Origin of the sequence: Bacillus sp. GBSW19, assembly GCF_002998655.1 — a bacterium.
Classification (GTDB): Bacteria; Bacillota; Bacilli; order Bacillales; family Bacillaceae; genus Bacillus.
The window spans coordinates 828,435-841,934 of record NZ_PVRF01000002.1 but is presented as its reverse complement, the minus strand read 5'-3'; the positions used below and the strand labels follow the sequence as shown (position 1 = coordinate 841,934).

At 38.6% G+C, this 13,500-nt stretch carries 14 protein-coding genes and 2 pseudogenes; 11 read left to right on the top strand and 5 right to left on the bottom strand.

Going from position 1 to position 13,500, the window contains the following annotated elements:
- The gene (locus C6344_RS14035; protein WP_034660571.1) at positions 1 to 507 is read left to right on the top strand and encodes an LURP-one-related/scramblase family protein; all 507 of its coding nucleotides are present in this window, start codon (positions 1 to 3) and stop codon (positions 505 to 507) included.
- Between the two features lie 80 nt (positions 508 to 587).
- On the opposite strand, the gene C6344_RS14030 is transcribed toward C6344_RS14035, so the two are convergent.
- The gene (locus tag C6344_RS14030) at positions 588 to 893 is read right to left on the bottom strand and encodes a nucleotide pyrophosphohydrolase (RefSeq protein WP_095286149.1); all 306 of its coding nucleotides are present in this window, start codon (positions 891 to 893) and stop codon (positions 588 to 590) included.
- Positions 886 to 2,535, bottom strand: a complete 1,650-nt coding sequence (locus C6344_RS14025; protein ID WP_106073027.1) for a DUF2075 domain-containing protein — start codon at positions 2,533 to 2,535, stop codon at positions 886 to 888. The genes C6344_RS14030 and C6344_RS14025 overlap by 8 nt, the downstream gene beginning before the upstream one ends.
- A 240-nt stretch (positions 2,536 to 2,775) precedes the next feature.
- On the opposite strand from C6344_RS14025, the pseudogene C6344_RS14020 reads away from it, so the two are divergent.
- Positions 2,776 to 3,005: pseudogene (locus C6344_RS14020) on the top strand (LysR family transcriptional regulator); the annotation flags it as partial.
- A 49-nt stretch (positions 3,006 to 3,054) separates the two neighbouring features.
- On the opposite strand, the gene C6344_RS14015 reads toward C6344_RS14020, so the two are convergent.
- Positions 3,055 to 3,765 carry a GntR family transcriptional regulator gene (locus C6344_RS14015; RefSeq protein WP_060597662.1) on the bottom strand — a complete coding sequence of 237 codons (711 nt, stop codon included), beginning with the start codon at positions 3,763 to 3,765 and terminating at the stop codon, positions 3,055 to 3,057.
- A gap of 154 nt (positions 3,766 to 3,919) precedes the next feature.
- On the opposite strand from C6344_RS14015, the gene C6344_RS14010 reads away from it, so the two are divergent.
- From C6344_RS14010 to C6344_RS14000, 3 genes are all read left to right on the top strand, one after another.
- Positions 3,920 to 5,818 (top strand): beta-glucoside-specific PTS transporter subunit IIABC, encoded by a 1,899-nt coding sequence (locus tag C6344_RS14010; protein ID WP_106073026.1) that lies wholly within the window; start codon positions 3,920 to 3,922, stop codon positions 5,816 to 5,818.
- A gap of 9 nt (positions 5,819 to 5,827) precedes the next feature.
- Complete coding sequence (gene bglA / locus C6344_RS14005; protein ID WP_106031748.1) at positions 5,828 to 7,267, top strand: 6-phospho-beta-glucosidase BglA; 1,440 nt, start codon at positions 5,828 to 5,830, stop codon at positions 7,265 to 7,267.
- Positions 7,268 to 7,420: 153 nt separating this feature from the next.
- Positions 7,421 to 8,401: a restriction endonuclease gene (locus C6344_RS14000; protein ID WP_066031490.1), complete on the top strand. Its 981-nt coding sequence runs from the start codon at positions 7,421 to 7,423 to the stop codon at positions 8,399 to 8,401.
- A gap of 4 nt (positions 8,402 to 8,405) precedes the next feature.
- Here the strand turns inward: C6344_RS14000 and C6344_RS19050 are convergent, their stop codons facing one another.
- Positions 8,406 to 8,567, bottom strand: coding sequence for a hypothetical protein (locus C6344_RS19050; RefSeq protein ID WP_223251416.1), 162 nt, complete (start codon positions 8,565 to 8,567; stop codon positions 8,406 to 8,408).
- Between the two features lie 161 nt (positions 8,568 to 8,728).
- On the opposite strand from C6344_RS19050, the gene C6344_RS13995 reads away from it, so the two are divergent.
- From C6344_RS13995 to C6344_RS19040, 5 genes are all read left to right on the top strand, one after another.
- Positions 8,729 to 9,964 carry a TerD family protein gene (locus C6344_RS13995; protein ID WP_106073025.1) on the top strand — a complete coding sequence of 412 codons (1,236 nt, stop codon included), beginning with the start codon at positions 8,729 to 8,731 and terminating at the stop codon, positions 9,962 to 9,964.
- Between the two features lie 159 nt (positions 9,965 to 10,123).
- The gene (locus C6344_RS13990) at positions 10,124 to 11,719 is read left to right on the top strand and encodes a ribonuclease YeeF family protein (RefSeq protein WP_106073024.1); all 1,596 of its coding nucleotides are present in this window, start codon (positions 10,124 to 10,126) and stop codon (positions 11,717 to 11,719) included.
- The gene (locus C6344_RS13985) at positions 11,679 to 12,272 is read left to right on the top strand and encodes a DUF2247 family protein (RefSeq protein WP_223254333.1); all 594 of its coding nucleotides are present in this window, start codon (positions 11,679 to 11,681) and stop codon (positions 12,270 to 12,272) included. The genes C6344_RS13990 and C6344_RS13985 overlap by 41 nt, the downstream gene beginning before the upstream one ends.
- Positions 12,273 to 12,293: 21 nt before the next feature.
- Positions 12,294 to 12,644 carry a hypothetical protein gene (locus tag C6344_RS19045; protein ID WP_223254332.1) on the top strand — a complete coding sequence of 117 codons (351 nt, stop codon included), beginning with the start codon at positions 12,294 to 12,296 and terminating at the stop codon, positions 12,642 to 12,644.
- Between the two features lies 1 nt (position 12,645).
- Complete coding sequence (locus C6344_RS19040; RefSeq protein WP_223254331.1) at positions 12,646 to 12,951, top strand: hypothetical protein; 306 nt, start codon at positions 12,646 to 12,648, stop codon at positions 12,949 to 12,951.
- Between the two features lie 5 nt (positions 12,952 to 12,956).
- Here the strand turns inward: C6344_RS19040 and C6344_RS13975 are convergent, their stop codons facing one another.
- Positions 12,957 to 13,172, bottom strand: coding sequence for a hypothetical protein (locus C6344_RS13975; RefSeq protein WP_106073023.1), 216 nt, complete (start codon positions 13,170 to 13,172; stop codon positions 12,957 to 12,959).
- A 47-nt stretch (positions 13,173 to 13,219) separates the two neighbouring features.
- Between C6344_RS13975 and C6344_RS19305 the strand changes: the two are divergent.
- Positions 13,220 to 13,360: pseudogene (locus C6344_RS19305) on the top strand (YxiF family protein); the annotation flags it as partial.
- Between the last annotated feature and the right edge of the window lie 140 nt (positions 13,361 to 13,500).

Below are 13,500 nucleotides of genomic sequence, written 5' to 3'. Positions count from 1 at the left end.
ATGAAACAGCTTTACATGAAGCAGAAAGTATTTAGTCTGAGCGGCAGGTTTACGGTAAAGGATCAGCAGGAGAACGATGTGTATGTGGTCGAGGGCAGCTTTATGAAGATGCCGAAGACGTTCACCATTCTGAATACAGAACGAGAAGAAATCGCCGTGATTACGAAGAAAATGTTTAGCTTTTTACCAAAGTTTTTAGTAGAAGTTGGTGGGCAAGAGGTATTGACGATCAAAAAAGAGTTTACGTTCTTTAAAGCAAAATATTCAATTGATGCTGCTGGTGTAGAAGTACAAGGCAACTGGTGGGATATGAATTTCCAAGTGCTGCAGAACGGCGAAGTGATCGGTCAGGTGAAGAAGGAATGGTTTACTTGGGGTGACAGCTATAAGGTTGATATTTTGAAAGAAGAGATGGAGCCTGTAATGATTGCACTGGTTGTTGCGATTGATTGTGTGAAGGCTGATGAGGCAGCGTCTAGGTCTTCGTCTTCGGCAACGACGAATTAAATATGTTCCTAAAAGAATAATGAAGAAGAGTGTTAGAACTTCACTCTTCTTCATTAATCAGTAGATCGAATTATGTTTCTTTACTTTTCAATGGGATACTTCTGACCATTTTTCATTAATTTTTCTTCAATTATTTCTTTCACATTTAGATTAAGGTCTGAACAAAACATTATTGAATATATTAAGATATCTGCTATTTCTTCTTTGATATTTTCTTCGTTCGCCTCAAGAGCTTCTTCATTACTTTTCCATTGGAAGTCTTCAAGCAATTCAGCTGCTTCTATCGAAATTGAGATGGCCAAGTCTTTTGGATTATGATATTGTCTCCAGTTTCGATCATCTCGAAATTGGTTAATCGAATGTATTAAATCTTTAATCTCAGTCATATTTGCCTCCCTCTTTTAACTCTTGTAATTTCCTTCTCAATTTTTCATCTGTTGCATAAATATAAAGTCCATGAATGCCTCGCTTCATCAGAACGTTAATCGAGTTTAGTATAATCTTTTCTTTTGCCTGTTTAATTTCCTCTGAAGTCATGTCACTTCTTGATGTGAATGCACCTGTATCTTTATAATTTGACGTATCTATTAGAAGTTCATTCTTTTCTTCATCATAGCTGATAGAAGGACCAAGTATGACGCCGACATAATTTAAATCAAATCCTTGAACCGTATAGATTGAGCCCACTTCTCTAATTGAATCTGCATGTTCAGCCCATGTCCATTTATCATTTGTAAAATTCCATGGCATATTGATACCGCCTTCATCTACGATATAGGCAGCTCCATCTTTTTTATGTAAAAAGTCAAATGTAGATACAATGCGGGATAAGCCGACTTCATCATCCTTTTCTTGAATTGCCGTTTTAAATTGATTAGGATCCTCAAAAATTTTAAGCTCGAATGAAGCTTGTTTTACTTTAGGTGGATGTAATAATTGCTTTGAGACAAATTGGTCAATCCATTTCAACGTATCAGTATCAGCATGCATACGCATCTGTTCTGTGAGTTTCACAGTCTTCGCATGATATCTGTTTGTAATTTCCTCAAGTAATTTTTCATTCCAGTAGCTTTTAATTTTGAGTACCTGCTTTGGATCAAAAATGACAATGGTCATTTTACTTCGTTTGATAATCTCCTCTAGTTGGTTTTGATAATGGAAGTTATTGTACTTATCATCTTTTGTTAATAAAAGGTGCGCTTCATCAATTAAAACGATGTCAGCCATTTCACCTGAGTTTGTCATCTGATTGATAAACGAGGTTGGTCTCATGATTTGTTTCTTCTTCAGATTTGGCAGACTCTTGGCGATGTTTTGATATGTTTTAAGCATTTCTGCATGATTTACAAGTAAAAAATTGTTCTTTTTGTTTAAGACAGAATCCATATCATTTGATAAATCTTGAATTGTATTAAAGAGGGAACTCAGTAAAACACTCTTTCCAGTACCTGCATCACCCTCTATCGAAATAACATGATGCCCTGACTGTTTGATATGCTCTTTACAAAAAGACAAAATTTCATTCTTAATTTCTACTTGTTGGGATGACAATTCCTTATAAGGAGAAAGCTTATAAATGTCTCTATTTCTTAATGTTTCAATTGAGTTAGTGACGATTTTTTCTTGTTGAAGCTGTTTCCACACCTCTTCAAAGACATCTTCATTGTAAAAGTCTTTCTGATAATAATGGTGCATTTCCCTTGATCGTGTCTGACTAACATTTTTTAATTGAAAACGATTTTCTGCAATAAAGTAGTTTATGAGATTTGTCTCAATATTGTAAGAGGCGGATTGGTGAAAGCGTTCATGTCCAATTAAAATTGTTTTATTTAATTTGTTCTTTTTTGGGTCTTTCAAATGATCTTTCAAACGTCTGCTGGCTTGGACTGACTGACCAATATAAGCAGAGGGTTTTTTCTTTTCATCATATAGGATGTAGACAATGGGTTGATTATGGAATACCGTTGTTCGTAAAGAAAGAATTTGATCTGTTTTAAAATCGCGTTTTTCAATAAAAAGTTCACTCATATAGCTAGCCCCTGTAGTCTTTTTGCCTATTATCGTATCATAAATTTAGCAAAATATCTCAGTGGTTATAAGTGAATATTGAATTCCTGACATGATGAGTTATTTTTCATTAAAGAGCAGCTCGAAATGGTTCAACAGTTATTGATTTAATTTCAATAGTGGAAAGCCACTAAAATCCAAAAAATATCTAGCAGTATATTTTCCGAGTTATAATATGGAACATGCGAGGTGAGCAAACTGATCACATTCCAATACAAAGTATTTCTAACAGTCGTCGAATCCGGCAGTTTTACAAAAGCCGAGGAGAAACTTGGGCTGACACAGTCTGGCGTGAGTCATAACATTGTGAAGCTCGTATCCGAATTAGGGATTGTATTGCTGCGGCGGAATCGAAACGGTCTTTCATTAACTGATGAGGTGAGCGGGTGATGCCTCATATTCGGCAAAACATTCATCATGCGACATTTCTTCATACGACAAAAAAGCTTCCTGATTGTCTCAGGAAGCTTTTTCCATCCATCACCCATAATAATTATTCGCCTGAATAAAAAATTGGGACTGCATGTAGTTATAAGTGATTTTCGAGAAGTCGAAAGGCTGGCCGTTTGTGAGATGAAAGACGGTCTCGACGCGGAGAGCGGGATCATCTTGTTTAAGGCCGAGGTGCTTTGCTTCGGTTTCATTCAGTTTTCCTACTTGTAAGTACATATCGGAAAAGCCGACCTTGAGTCCAAGGCCTTCACTGATAAATTTAAAAACAGAATCGGCAGCAATTTCTGTGTTGAGATAGGGAATGATGGTTTTTCGGTAATAGGATTCTTCTAGACATAAGGTTTGTCCATTGATGTAACGGATGCGTTTGAGGTAAAAAACATCCTCATCTTCTTCAATATTCAAATTAAGCGCTGCTTCTTCGGGCGGTTTGATGGTGTCTAGCATTAAAACCTCTGAAGTCAGTTGAAATTCCTCTAAATCTTTTTTAAACCCTTGGTTGGATAAAAGGCTGATATAGCCCTTGCGCCTGTGTCTTCGAACAAAGATGCCGCTGCCCCTCACTTGATAGATAATTCCTTTTCTTTCGAGTAAGTCTAATGATTTGATAATGGTGCTTTTGCTCACAGCAAATTGGCTCATGAGGGTTTCGAGTACAGGAAGCTTGTCCCCTTGCTGCAGCTCATGGGTGACAATATATTTTTCAATATCGCTCGCAATTTGTTGATACTTTAACATAGCCATTCCTCTTTGTTTTCACGATTTATTGTCTTTGTATTATAGCACATACCGATTTTCCTTTGATATGCTAATCAAAATTATATATGTATTGATATATTGTACCGGTATAATTATAATATACATATACTAGTAGTGATAAAGGGGGGGTTATATGTCAAAAGTGAGGGATTATCAAAAGCTTGCAGAAGACATCTTAGAGGCAGTTGGCGGAGAAGAAAATGTGGTGAGTGCCGCAAGATGCGCCACGCGTCTGCGTTTGGTACTGAAACGTTCGAATCCAAAGGCCAAGGAAGCAGTCAACGCCATGCCTGGTGTTATTACCGTGGTGGAAAACGGCGGTCAATTTCAGGTCGTCATCGGCCAGCATGTTGGTGAAGTATACGAGCATTTTTCCAACCTTGTTCAGCTCCAATCGTCGGATGATGACCAGCCTAATGAAAACAAGGGAACGGTACTGAACCGTGTCATTGCGACCATGTCCGCTGTGTTTGCGCCTTTTGTGTATATTTTGGCTGCAGCTGGTATTTTACAAGGTGCACTTATCCTCATTAATTTGTTATTTCCAAGCTTTTCGAAAACGGGAACATATGAAGTCTTTAGTTTCATTTCATGGGCACCGTTTACGTTTTTGCCAATCTTTATTGCTATCACAGCAGCTAAGCATTTTAAAACGAATATGTATATCGCAGTAGCGTGTACAGCAGCGCTTGTCAGTCCAGCTTGGACAGAAATTGCTGGGCGTGTGGCTTCAGGTGAAGGCGTTACCTTTTTAGGCATTGCGTTATCTGAAACTGTTTATACGTCATCTGTTTTGCCTCCGCTGTTCTTGGTATGGATTCTTTCATATGTAGAGAGATTTTTAAATAAACGGATTCACGAGGTAGTAAAACCGTTATTTGTCCCATTTATCTGTATGGTCGTCATGGTTCCGTTAACCATTCTATTAATTGGTCCTCTTTCAACAGCAGGTGCAAATGGGATTGCAAACGGATACAATATCTTAGCAGAAAATGTACCGGCTTTAGCAGGCGCCATTATCGGTGGATTCTGGCAAGTACTTGTCATATTCGGCGTTCACTGGGGCATTACGCCAATGGTGCTCGCCAACTTTGAACAATATGGACGTGACTCCTTCCAGGCATATCAAACCATCGCTGTTATCGCTCAGGTCGGCGCAGTGTTAGGAGTTATTTTAAAAGCAAGAAACCGCGAAACTCGGAAAGTCGGAGTCTCAGCCGGAATCACGGGACTCTTCGGAATTACGGAGCCTGCGATTTACGGTGTTACCTTACGTTTTAAAAAGCCGTTTATTTTCGGATGTATTTCTGGAGCAGCCGGTGCCATCGTTGCCAGCTTCTTCACGCCTTATTACTTTGCGTATGCAGGTTTGCCTGGTCCGCTGACAATTGTGAACGGAATTAGTGCAGATTATCCAACATCGATCATCGGTATCTTAATTGGTGTCACAATTGCGCTGATCTTACCAGTTGTGCTCATTCAAATGTTTGGTTATGGGGAAGATACAGTGGAGCAGACAGCCGGAACAACAACTGTCAAAGATCAAGATAAAGAAAAAAAGAATGCTTCGATGAACAATGAAGAAACAATCACTGCACCACTTGCAGGAAAAGTGCTCACATTATCTGAAGTACCGGATGCCGTATTTAGCTCCGGGGCGATGGGCAAAGGCTTTGCCATTGAACCGACAGACAATAAGCTGTATGCACCGTTTGACGGCAGTGTTGTCATGCTTGCACCAACAAAGCATGCCATTGGACTTCGTTCAGAATTTGGTGTGGAGTTACTTGTTCACGTAGGAATTGATACGGTTTCCTTAGATGGTTCAGCATTTACACTTAACATCAAAGAAGGTGACAAGGTGAAGAAGGGTGACTTGTTGATGACATTTGATCAAGAAGCCATTGAAAGCAAAGGATTAAAAACAGTCACACCGGTTATCATCACCAATACACAAGCGTATGAAGATGTGATGGTAGAAGCACAATCGACATGTCAGCCAACGGACGTCATGATTACAATTGTAAAATAGGAGGAATAAATAATGACATTACCAAAAGATTTTCTATGGGGCGGAGCATTAGCTGCACATCAATTCGAAGGTGGATGGAATGAAGGAGGAAAAGGCCCAAGTGTTGTGGATGTAATGACAGCTGGTGCTCACGGAGTACCGAGACAAATTACTGAGACGATAGAAGACAACAAATTTTATCCGAACCATGAAGCGATCGATTTCTACCATCGTTACAAGGAAGATATCGCGATGTTTGCCGAAATGGGTTTGAAATGCCTGCGTACATCCATCGGCTGGAGCCGAATTTTCCCAAAGGGAGATGAAGCTGAACCGAATGAAGCTGGTTTACAATTCTATGATGATGTATTTGATGAACTGCTCAAGCATGGCATCGAGCCTGTGATTACACTGTCTCACTTTGAGATGCCGCTTCATTTGGCAAGAGAATACGGCGGGTTCCGAAGCCGAAAAGTCGCTGAGTATTTCGCGAAATTCGCAGAAGTGTGCTTCAATCGATACAAGGACAAAGTCACATACTGGATGACATTTAATGAAATCAATAACAAAATGGATGTCAACAACCCACTGTTCCTTTGGACAAATTCAGGGGTATCAGTCAAAGAAGGCGAAAATGCCAAAGAAATCATGTATCAAGCAGGACATCATGAATTACTTGCAAGTGCGTGGGCAGTAGCAAAAGGCAAAGAAATCAATCCTGCTTTTCAAATTGGAGCAATGGTTTCTCACGTACCAATCTATCCATATTCCTCAAATCCAGAGGATGTCATGCTTGCTGAAGAGTATATGAGACAACGCTATTTCTTCCCAGATGTACAAGTTCGGGGCTACTATCCGAACTATGCACTTAAAGAATTCGAACGCGAAGGCTATCATATTCCGTTTGAAGAAGGCGATGAAGAAAGCTTAAGAAAAGGGAAAGTAGATTATCTTGGCTTTAGCTACTACATGTCGACAACGGTTAAAAGTGATGCAGTGTCTGATAACAACGGAGATATTGTCAACGGAGCCCTGCCGCATGGTGTAGACAATCCTTATATCAAATCAAGCGACTGGGGCTGGTCCATTGACCCGACAGGCCTAAGATATACTTTGAATCGTTTTTATGATCGCTATCAAATCCCGCTATTCATTGTAGAAAATGGATTTGGTGCCATAGATCAAGTGGAAGATGACGGTTCTATTCACGATCCAGAACGTATTCAATATCTCGCTTCTCATATCGAAGCACTGAAAAAAGCCATTGAATACGACGGTGTTGACCTTATTGGCTACACACCTTGGGGCATCATTGATATCGTGTCATTCACAACAGGTGAAATGAAAAAACGCTACGGCATGATCTACGTTGACCGCGACAACGAAGGCAACGGCTCGATGAAGAGACTCAAAAAAGATTCTTTTACTTGGTACCAAAACGTCATTGCCACGAACGGTGAAGAAGTGTAACAAAGGAAAAGAGAAGCCCGGATGAGCGAAGTATGTGCTTGTTCGGGTTTTTACGTTCTTTCGGGAAAATTGGTTTGTATATCCTTTTGTTCACTAGATATAAGTCTTATAATTTAGTAAGAAAGAAGAAGATTGGAATGGGAGAGATCGTAAATGACGAAATGGTGGATGGTGCGTGCAGGCGACCAGAATGATTTAATTCCGATTTGGGAAGAGAAAGGATTAGCATCAATCGGGTGGCCTAAATTAGGTAATCCAAAACAATATCAAACAAAGCAAGAGATGAATGCTCGAGCTGATGTCATATACGCCGAGAACAAACCTTTTACGAGAAGAAGCTGGGTTAGTCAGGTATGGAGGTTTAGTAGAGAAATTCAAAAGGGAGATCGAATTATTACATACATAAAAGAAAGCCGTGAATATCGAGTTGGTACGGTGACTGCTCCACATTTTTTTGATGAAGCAGCAGGGGATAAAATGTATCCAAATCATATTCAAGTCAATTGGGAACCAATCGCAGTGAAACGAGATTCTCTCAGCCAATCAGCTAAGAACAGCCTCGGTTCTATATCAACTGTTTTTCGTGTAGATGATTGGGGGAAAGAAATTGAACACCTACTTAAAAACCCTACTTCTATACCAGCATTCGAAGATGAAACAGAAGAAGATGAAATTATTGAAGATTTAGTCAGCAAAGCAACTGTGATGATTGCAGATAAGGTGGATAAACTGGATCCGTGGCAGATGCAAGACTTAGTCGGGGGCTTACTGCAAGCTATGTCATACAATGTTCGTGTGAGTCCAAAAGGTCCTGACGGCGGTGTAGATATATTAGCTTATAAAGATGCATTTGGATTTGAAAAGCCTATTATTAAAGTACAAGTCAAGCATCGGAAAAATTCAGCCAGTGCGCCAGAAGTGCAGCAATTATTAGGAGCAAACCCCATGAATGCAAATAGTTTATTTGTTTCTACTGGTGGATTTACCTCTCATGCAAAAGCTGTTGCGAAGCATAATGAAGTTCATCTATTGGACTTAGAAGAACTCGTCAATCTTATTGTACATTGGTATGAGGATATGCCAACTGAGACAAGATCTTTATTACCTTTGAAAAAAGTGTATGTGCCTGAGTGAATTTTTATTGTCTAAATTTTATTAATGCCTGAATACAAAGAAAAAAGAGAGTAATGGCGACAAAATAGTTCATTGGATTGTGAAAGATCTTGATGTTCAAGGATATTTGAAGAAGAATCCAAAGGCCGAATATCACCATAATTGCAGGAATGATTCTTTTATACACATTGATTTTCCTTTCGGGAGTGGTTTGTTTTTAGTTAGCATTGTCTCATATCATTGCAGAGGTTGAAAAGAGATAAAGATATTAATAGGTTCTATTACATGATTTGGTATAATTGATCTATAAAAACGATAAATGGTAGATAAAGTATAGGAGTTGTTGAAATGAATCAAACACTGCAAATGGGAGCCAATACCGTACTAAGTTCTCCAAAGGGGCATGTATCCATCAGCTATGAAGTGTCATCTGCAATTGATATTTCTTTAACAGCGTTTCTTTTAACAGATTCGGATCAGGTTGAAGGAGATCATGGCATTATTTTTTACAATCAACCAGAGAGTGCTTCGGGTGCAGCGGCACTTCTACCAGCAGAGGTATCAGGTCAATTGAAAAGGCATCAATTGAATTTTGATATGAGCAAAGTGCCTGCTGGAATCACAAAGATGGCTATTACATTAACAGAAGATCAAGGAACGGGCTATTCTCAAGTGAAGAATTTGCAAGCAGAAATTCGAACAGGTGACGAGGTGTTTTATCTAACACCAGTAAACTTTACAAATGAAAAGGGCATTGTCGTAGTAGAGCTATATATAAGAAATGGTGACACGAAAGCACGCTCAATTTGGCGTGGTTTCGATTCTGGACTGGAAGGTCTATGCAAGCTTTATGGTGTGGAGGTTGAACCTGATGAACAGGATATTTCTACACATCAAATGGCTCCTGAAAAACAACCAATTAAAGACCCTGCTCAAACGAAGACAACTGCTAAAGAGAAAGTCGCTGCACCTATCAGTTTAGAGAAAGTTCAGGGTAAAATTAGTCTAGACAAAGGTCATAAACCGATCATAATCGAGAAAACGCCTGAGATCACAGCTACAGTATCCTGGGAGTCCGGCACCGATTATGATATTTATGCATTGGTCTACACAAAGTCAGGAAAGCAAGTAGATGTGGCTATGTTTGGTGCGAAAGGAATTCCTGCTCTCAAAAGTTACGGCAACGGAGCTGTTGAGCATATGGGAGATGTCGGTAGAGACCATGAATCAATGAAAACAGAAGTTATTAAACTACGGTTAAATGACGATATCCTTGCTGTCGTTCCGGTTGTTTATTCTGCCCAATCAAACGGAACAGGTTCCTTTTATAGATATAGAGTATCTATGAGTATAGATAATCACCAAGGAACGTCTGTGACGATTCATGCCAAACATGCCAATGACAATGATCGTATTTATTCTTGTGTGCCAGGTATACTTCAAAATACAAATGATGGTGTGATCATCCGCCCACTTGAGCTTTACAGCAAACCAAACTCTGAGCGCAGACCTAAATTAAAAATGAAGTCTTCTAATGAAATTGAGGTTTTGATGGATAAAGGACCTGTCAATGATTATAAATAATATGAATGGCTAGACAGAGCAAAGCGCATTGTCTAGCTTATTTTTTAGCCCGTTAAATAGTGAGTCTATTCCATTTTTTATGTCAATTAGCCTATTTTTCCGTTTTGGTGGACACGGTAAAATAGACTTTATGATCAATAATGGAGGGAGTGACTTCTTCTGGGCAAGATACTTGATACAAAAGCACTAACAAGTGCCACGGACACAAGGGCAAAACACTATCAGGAACTCCGTGAACAAATGGTAGATTTAAAAAAGGCACTACAAGGTGTGGCGAATCTCGGTGATGATTTCACTGGAAAAGGCGCCGACAACATTAAAAGCTTTTATAAAGAGCTGGCTGGAAATGTAGACATGTTTATCAGCTTCATTGATAAGCAAAAAGCCTTTCATGAAGGTGTTTCTGGGACACTCGATGATACAAACTTTGGCGGCGATACCTTTGTAGAAGAACATTTTTTAGACAACGCAGTACATATGGGCATCAAAAACGCCAAAAGCATTGTAAAGGATCAAAAAAAGGCACTCAAAACCATTTTTCAAGACATCGACGACCTCATTTCCCTAGAGGTATTTGACAGCAAAACCTTTGATGAAAAAATTGCAAATGCAGAAGATGAACGAAAAAAGACAGTAAAAGACCTAAGAGAGCTTGATCAAAATTTAAAAGATGAATATGCTTTATCAGAAACGGAGCAGCAAGCTACAATGGCATTGTACGCAGAAATGATGAATGCGACAAATGACGGAAAAGCCCTTTCACCTATGAATTTTGACAAGAAAGCGTATCATAATAGCGAAATCTACAAGGCAAAAAGCGATATTGAGAAGCAAACTTCTGAATATCTCAAAATCAAAAAAGAACAAGAAGAAGCCCGCGAGATCGCAAAGGAACAAGAAGCCCTCGCCAACCGTCCTTGGTATGAAAAAGCACTCGACTATGGCGGAAATATCGTGAATGAACTGACTGGCGTGAACGATGCAAAACGCGCCGCAACAGGCGTTGATCCGATCACAGGCGAAGAGCTCACCGCAGGACAGCGGGTCGCCGCAGGCGGCATGGCAGCCGCGGGTTATATCCCAATCGTCGGCTGGGCAGGCCGCATTTTCAAAGGTGGCAAAGCCGTTTATAAAACGACTCAAGCCACATCAGCCGCAGTCAGGGCAGTCGACGTCTACAAGACGTCACAAAAGTCCTTTGACGCCTTAAAAACATCACAAAAAGGTTTATATGGCCTCACCGCCACTAACGGTTTCAGCGAAGCGATTACGGGTCGAGATATGTTTGGAAATAAGATCTCGAAAGAACAGCAGGAAGCGAGCATGAACGCGGCGCTGGGAATGCTTTTGCCGTTTGGGGCGAAAGGGTTCAATGGGAAGATGGGGATTAAAGGAGATAAAATTGAACATCCGGTAATAGATAATAAAAGGGTCGGAAGTGCGTTGAAAAAGCCAGATGGTCAACATGGTTTCAATGATATAATTGACAATTACACACCACTGGCTAAAGAGTTTGATTTGGTTGGTGGTGATAAAACAAAGGTTAAGTTATATCAAATAGAAGGTGGAATGAAATACTATAGTTACAAGGATGTTTATAATAAAGATTTACGTATAATTGAAAGAGTGTTTTCGGTAAAAGATCAAAATGGTATTTTTGAGTGGATTGTCGATCCCAATAAGGGGGTTACTCATAGAAGGTTTATTCCAGAAGGTGAAATTACAGGATTACCTAATCAAAATCCTAAAAGATAGGAATGAAGAAAAAATGAAAAGTTCTATAGAGGTCTTAAAAACTTATAATATTCATTATGATTGGAAAACTATATATGTAGGAATTAGGCTAGATTTGATTTCATATAAAGAAATAAGCAAGTATGCTGTGGAATATTTATCTAATCATATTGAATGTGAAAATTCTTTAATCCTAGAATTAGCTTGGGGAGCTGGCGACCCAGATGAAGATTATAGAAAACTTCAAATGGTATTGGTAGAATTATATAATGATTTGATAGAAGAAGAATCCAGCCAATGGGACATTGAAAAAAGGAAATGGAGATATGGTATAACTTCTCATTTAAAAGAAATAAATAAGAATTCAACTGAAGAGTTGTTGGATGAACTTTCTGAAGTATACGCAGATTTTGGTTATCCTGAGGATATGGAACCGTTTATTCATTATATGCCTCCTTCAGATGGTTATAATCCGTTGCTGTATTCAAAAGAAGAGAATATAAATAGATTAGCATCTCTTTTTGAGGAGTTTTTACAAAAAGAAAAAGCATTTGTTCAATTTGAGCAAATGTAACTACTGATTAAAAGATGCCTAATGAAAATAGAACTTGAATTCGAAAAAGAAGTTACAAACTACTATAAGTGGTTAGATCAAAAAATAAATGAACTTAAACAGCTAAGTGTATATAGTATTAATGGATATTACTTTTTAGATGATGGCGGAATTAAGACTTTTCAACGTTATTGTCAAAATGAACTTATCGAAATTTTTAGCGACCAGTTGTTGAATAATTACCATTTTTATATATTCCTGAGTAAGAAAGTAAGTGATGTACATTCTCGAATAGAGAAATTTCGAAAAGTATGGAAGTCTATTGACTCAGAAATAAATACTTCAGGTTTTGAAAAGGGGCCAGAACTACTTTTAGATGAACTTAGATGTTAGTATGGCGAAAGTTCCTCAGCCTGAATTAGATAAAGCATTGCGGATAATGGATAAGTATCAATCGAGTTTCATGATTGCCACTAGAAGGGATTCTATTCTTTCAGAGGAATCTATAAAAGATTTGTTTTACTCAGGTTTGAACAAGGATAGTCACGAAGTAGATTATCAAGCACTTTTTTTGAAATATGGTTTGAATAGTGAAATTATTTTCAGATGGGGCTCTGTTGTAAATGAGGCCGAATTGGCAATGATATTAAATCAAGATCTTACCCAGAAAATACGGCAGCGAATACAAAGCTATTCATAGTATCTTCAAAAGACAATGATCTCTAACATATTAAACAATCCCCACATTCGGGACTGACTCTCATTTTTGAGACAGGGATCATGACACTTTATGAAACAGCCAGTTGTCGAAACTCTTTCGATGGCTGGTTGTTTCATTTCAATTGATGAAAGCAATGCTGTTCTCCATAAAGATACCATTTCTTCATCCTTATTTTTTGAATGAATCTCTGCTAACTTCAATCGAACGGTCTCTCCTTTTACACTGATTGAATAACTCACTCCTTTTTCATACAAACCAGCTTCTTGAGCAAACGAAATTTTTAAGTGGATACGGAGATTTTATTTTAGTCGCAGAGGATTTTTGTTTTGGTTTATGCATAGAGCGAACGGAATATTTTTATGAGCTAAGTATTTGGGGGCTAGAATAATTAACGATGAATAGAGTTGACACATCTTTTAGGGAGTGGAATTAGCCACTCTTTTTTTCTATCGATGGAGTCATACGCTTGATCGATGATTTTCTCTCAAATTTAAGCAATTCACTATCATTACCTTTCACATTCATATA

Coding starts and splice junctions, on each gene's coding strand:
- C6344_RS14035 (WP_034660571.1), top strand. CDS start 1: ATGAAACAGCTTTACATGAAGCAGAAAGTATTTAGTCTGAGCGGCAGG.
- C6344_RS14030 (WP_095286149.1), bottom strand. CDS start 893: ATGACTGAGATTAAAGATTTAATACATTCGATTAACCAATTTCGAGAT.
- C6344_RS19040 (WP_223254331.1), top strand. CDS start 12,646: ATGGCGAAAGTTCCTCAGCCTGAATTAGATAAAGCATTGCGGATAATG.
- C6344_RS14015 (WP_060597662.1), bottom strand. CDS start 3,765: ATGTTAAAGTATCAACAAATTGCGAGCGATATTGAAAAATATATTGTC.
- C6344_RS19045 (WP_223254332.1), top strand. CDS start 12,294: ATGAAAATAGAACTTGAATTCGAAAAAGAAGTTACAAACTACTATAAG.
- C6344_RS14025 (WP_106073027.1), bottom strand. CDS start 2,535: ATGAGTGAACTTTTTATTGAAAAACGCGATTTTAAAACAGATCAAATT.
- C6344_RS14000 (WP_066031490.1), top strand. CDS start 7,421: ATGACGAAATGGTGGATGGTGCGTGCAGGCGACCAGAATGATTTAATT.
- C6344_RS13995 (WP_106073025.1), top strand. CDS start 8,729: ATGAATCAAACACTGCAAATGGGAGCCAATACCGTACTAAGTTCTCCA.
- C6344_RS14010 (WP_106073026.1), top strand. CDS start 3,920: ATGTCAAAAGTGAGGGATTATCAAAAGCTTGCAGAAGACATCTTAGAG.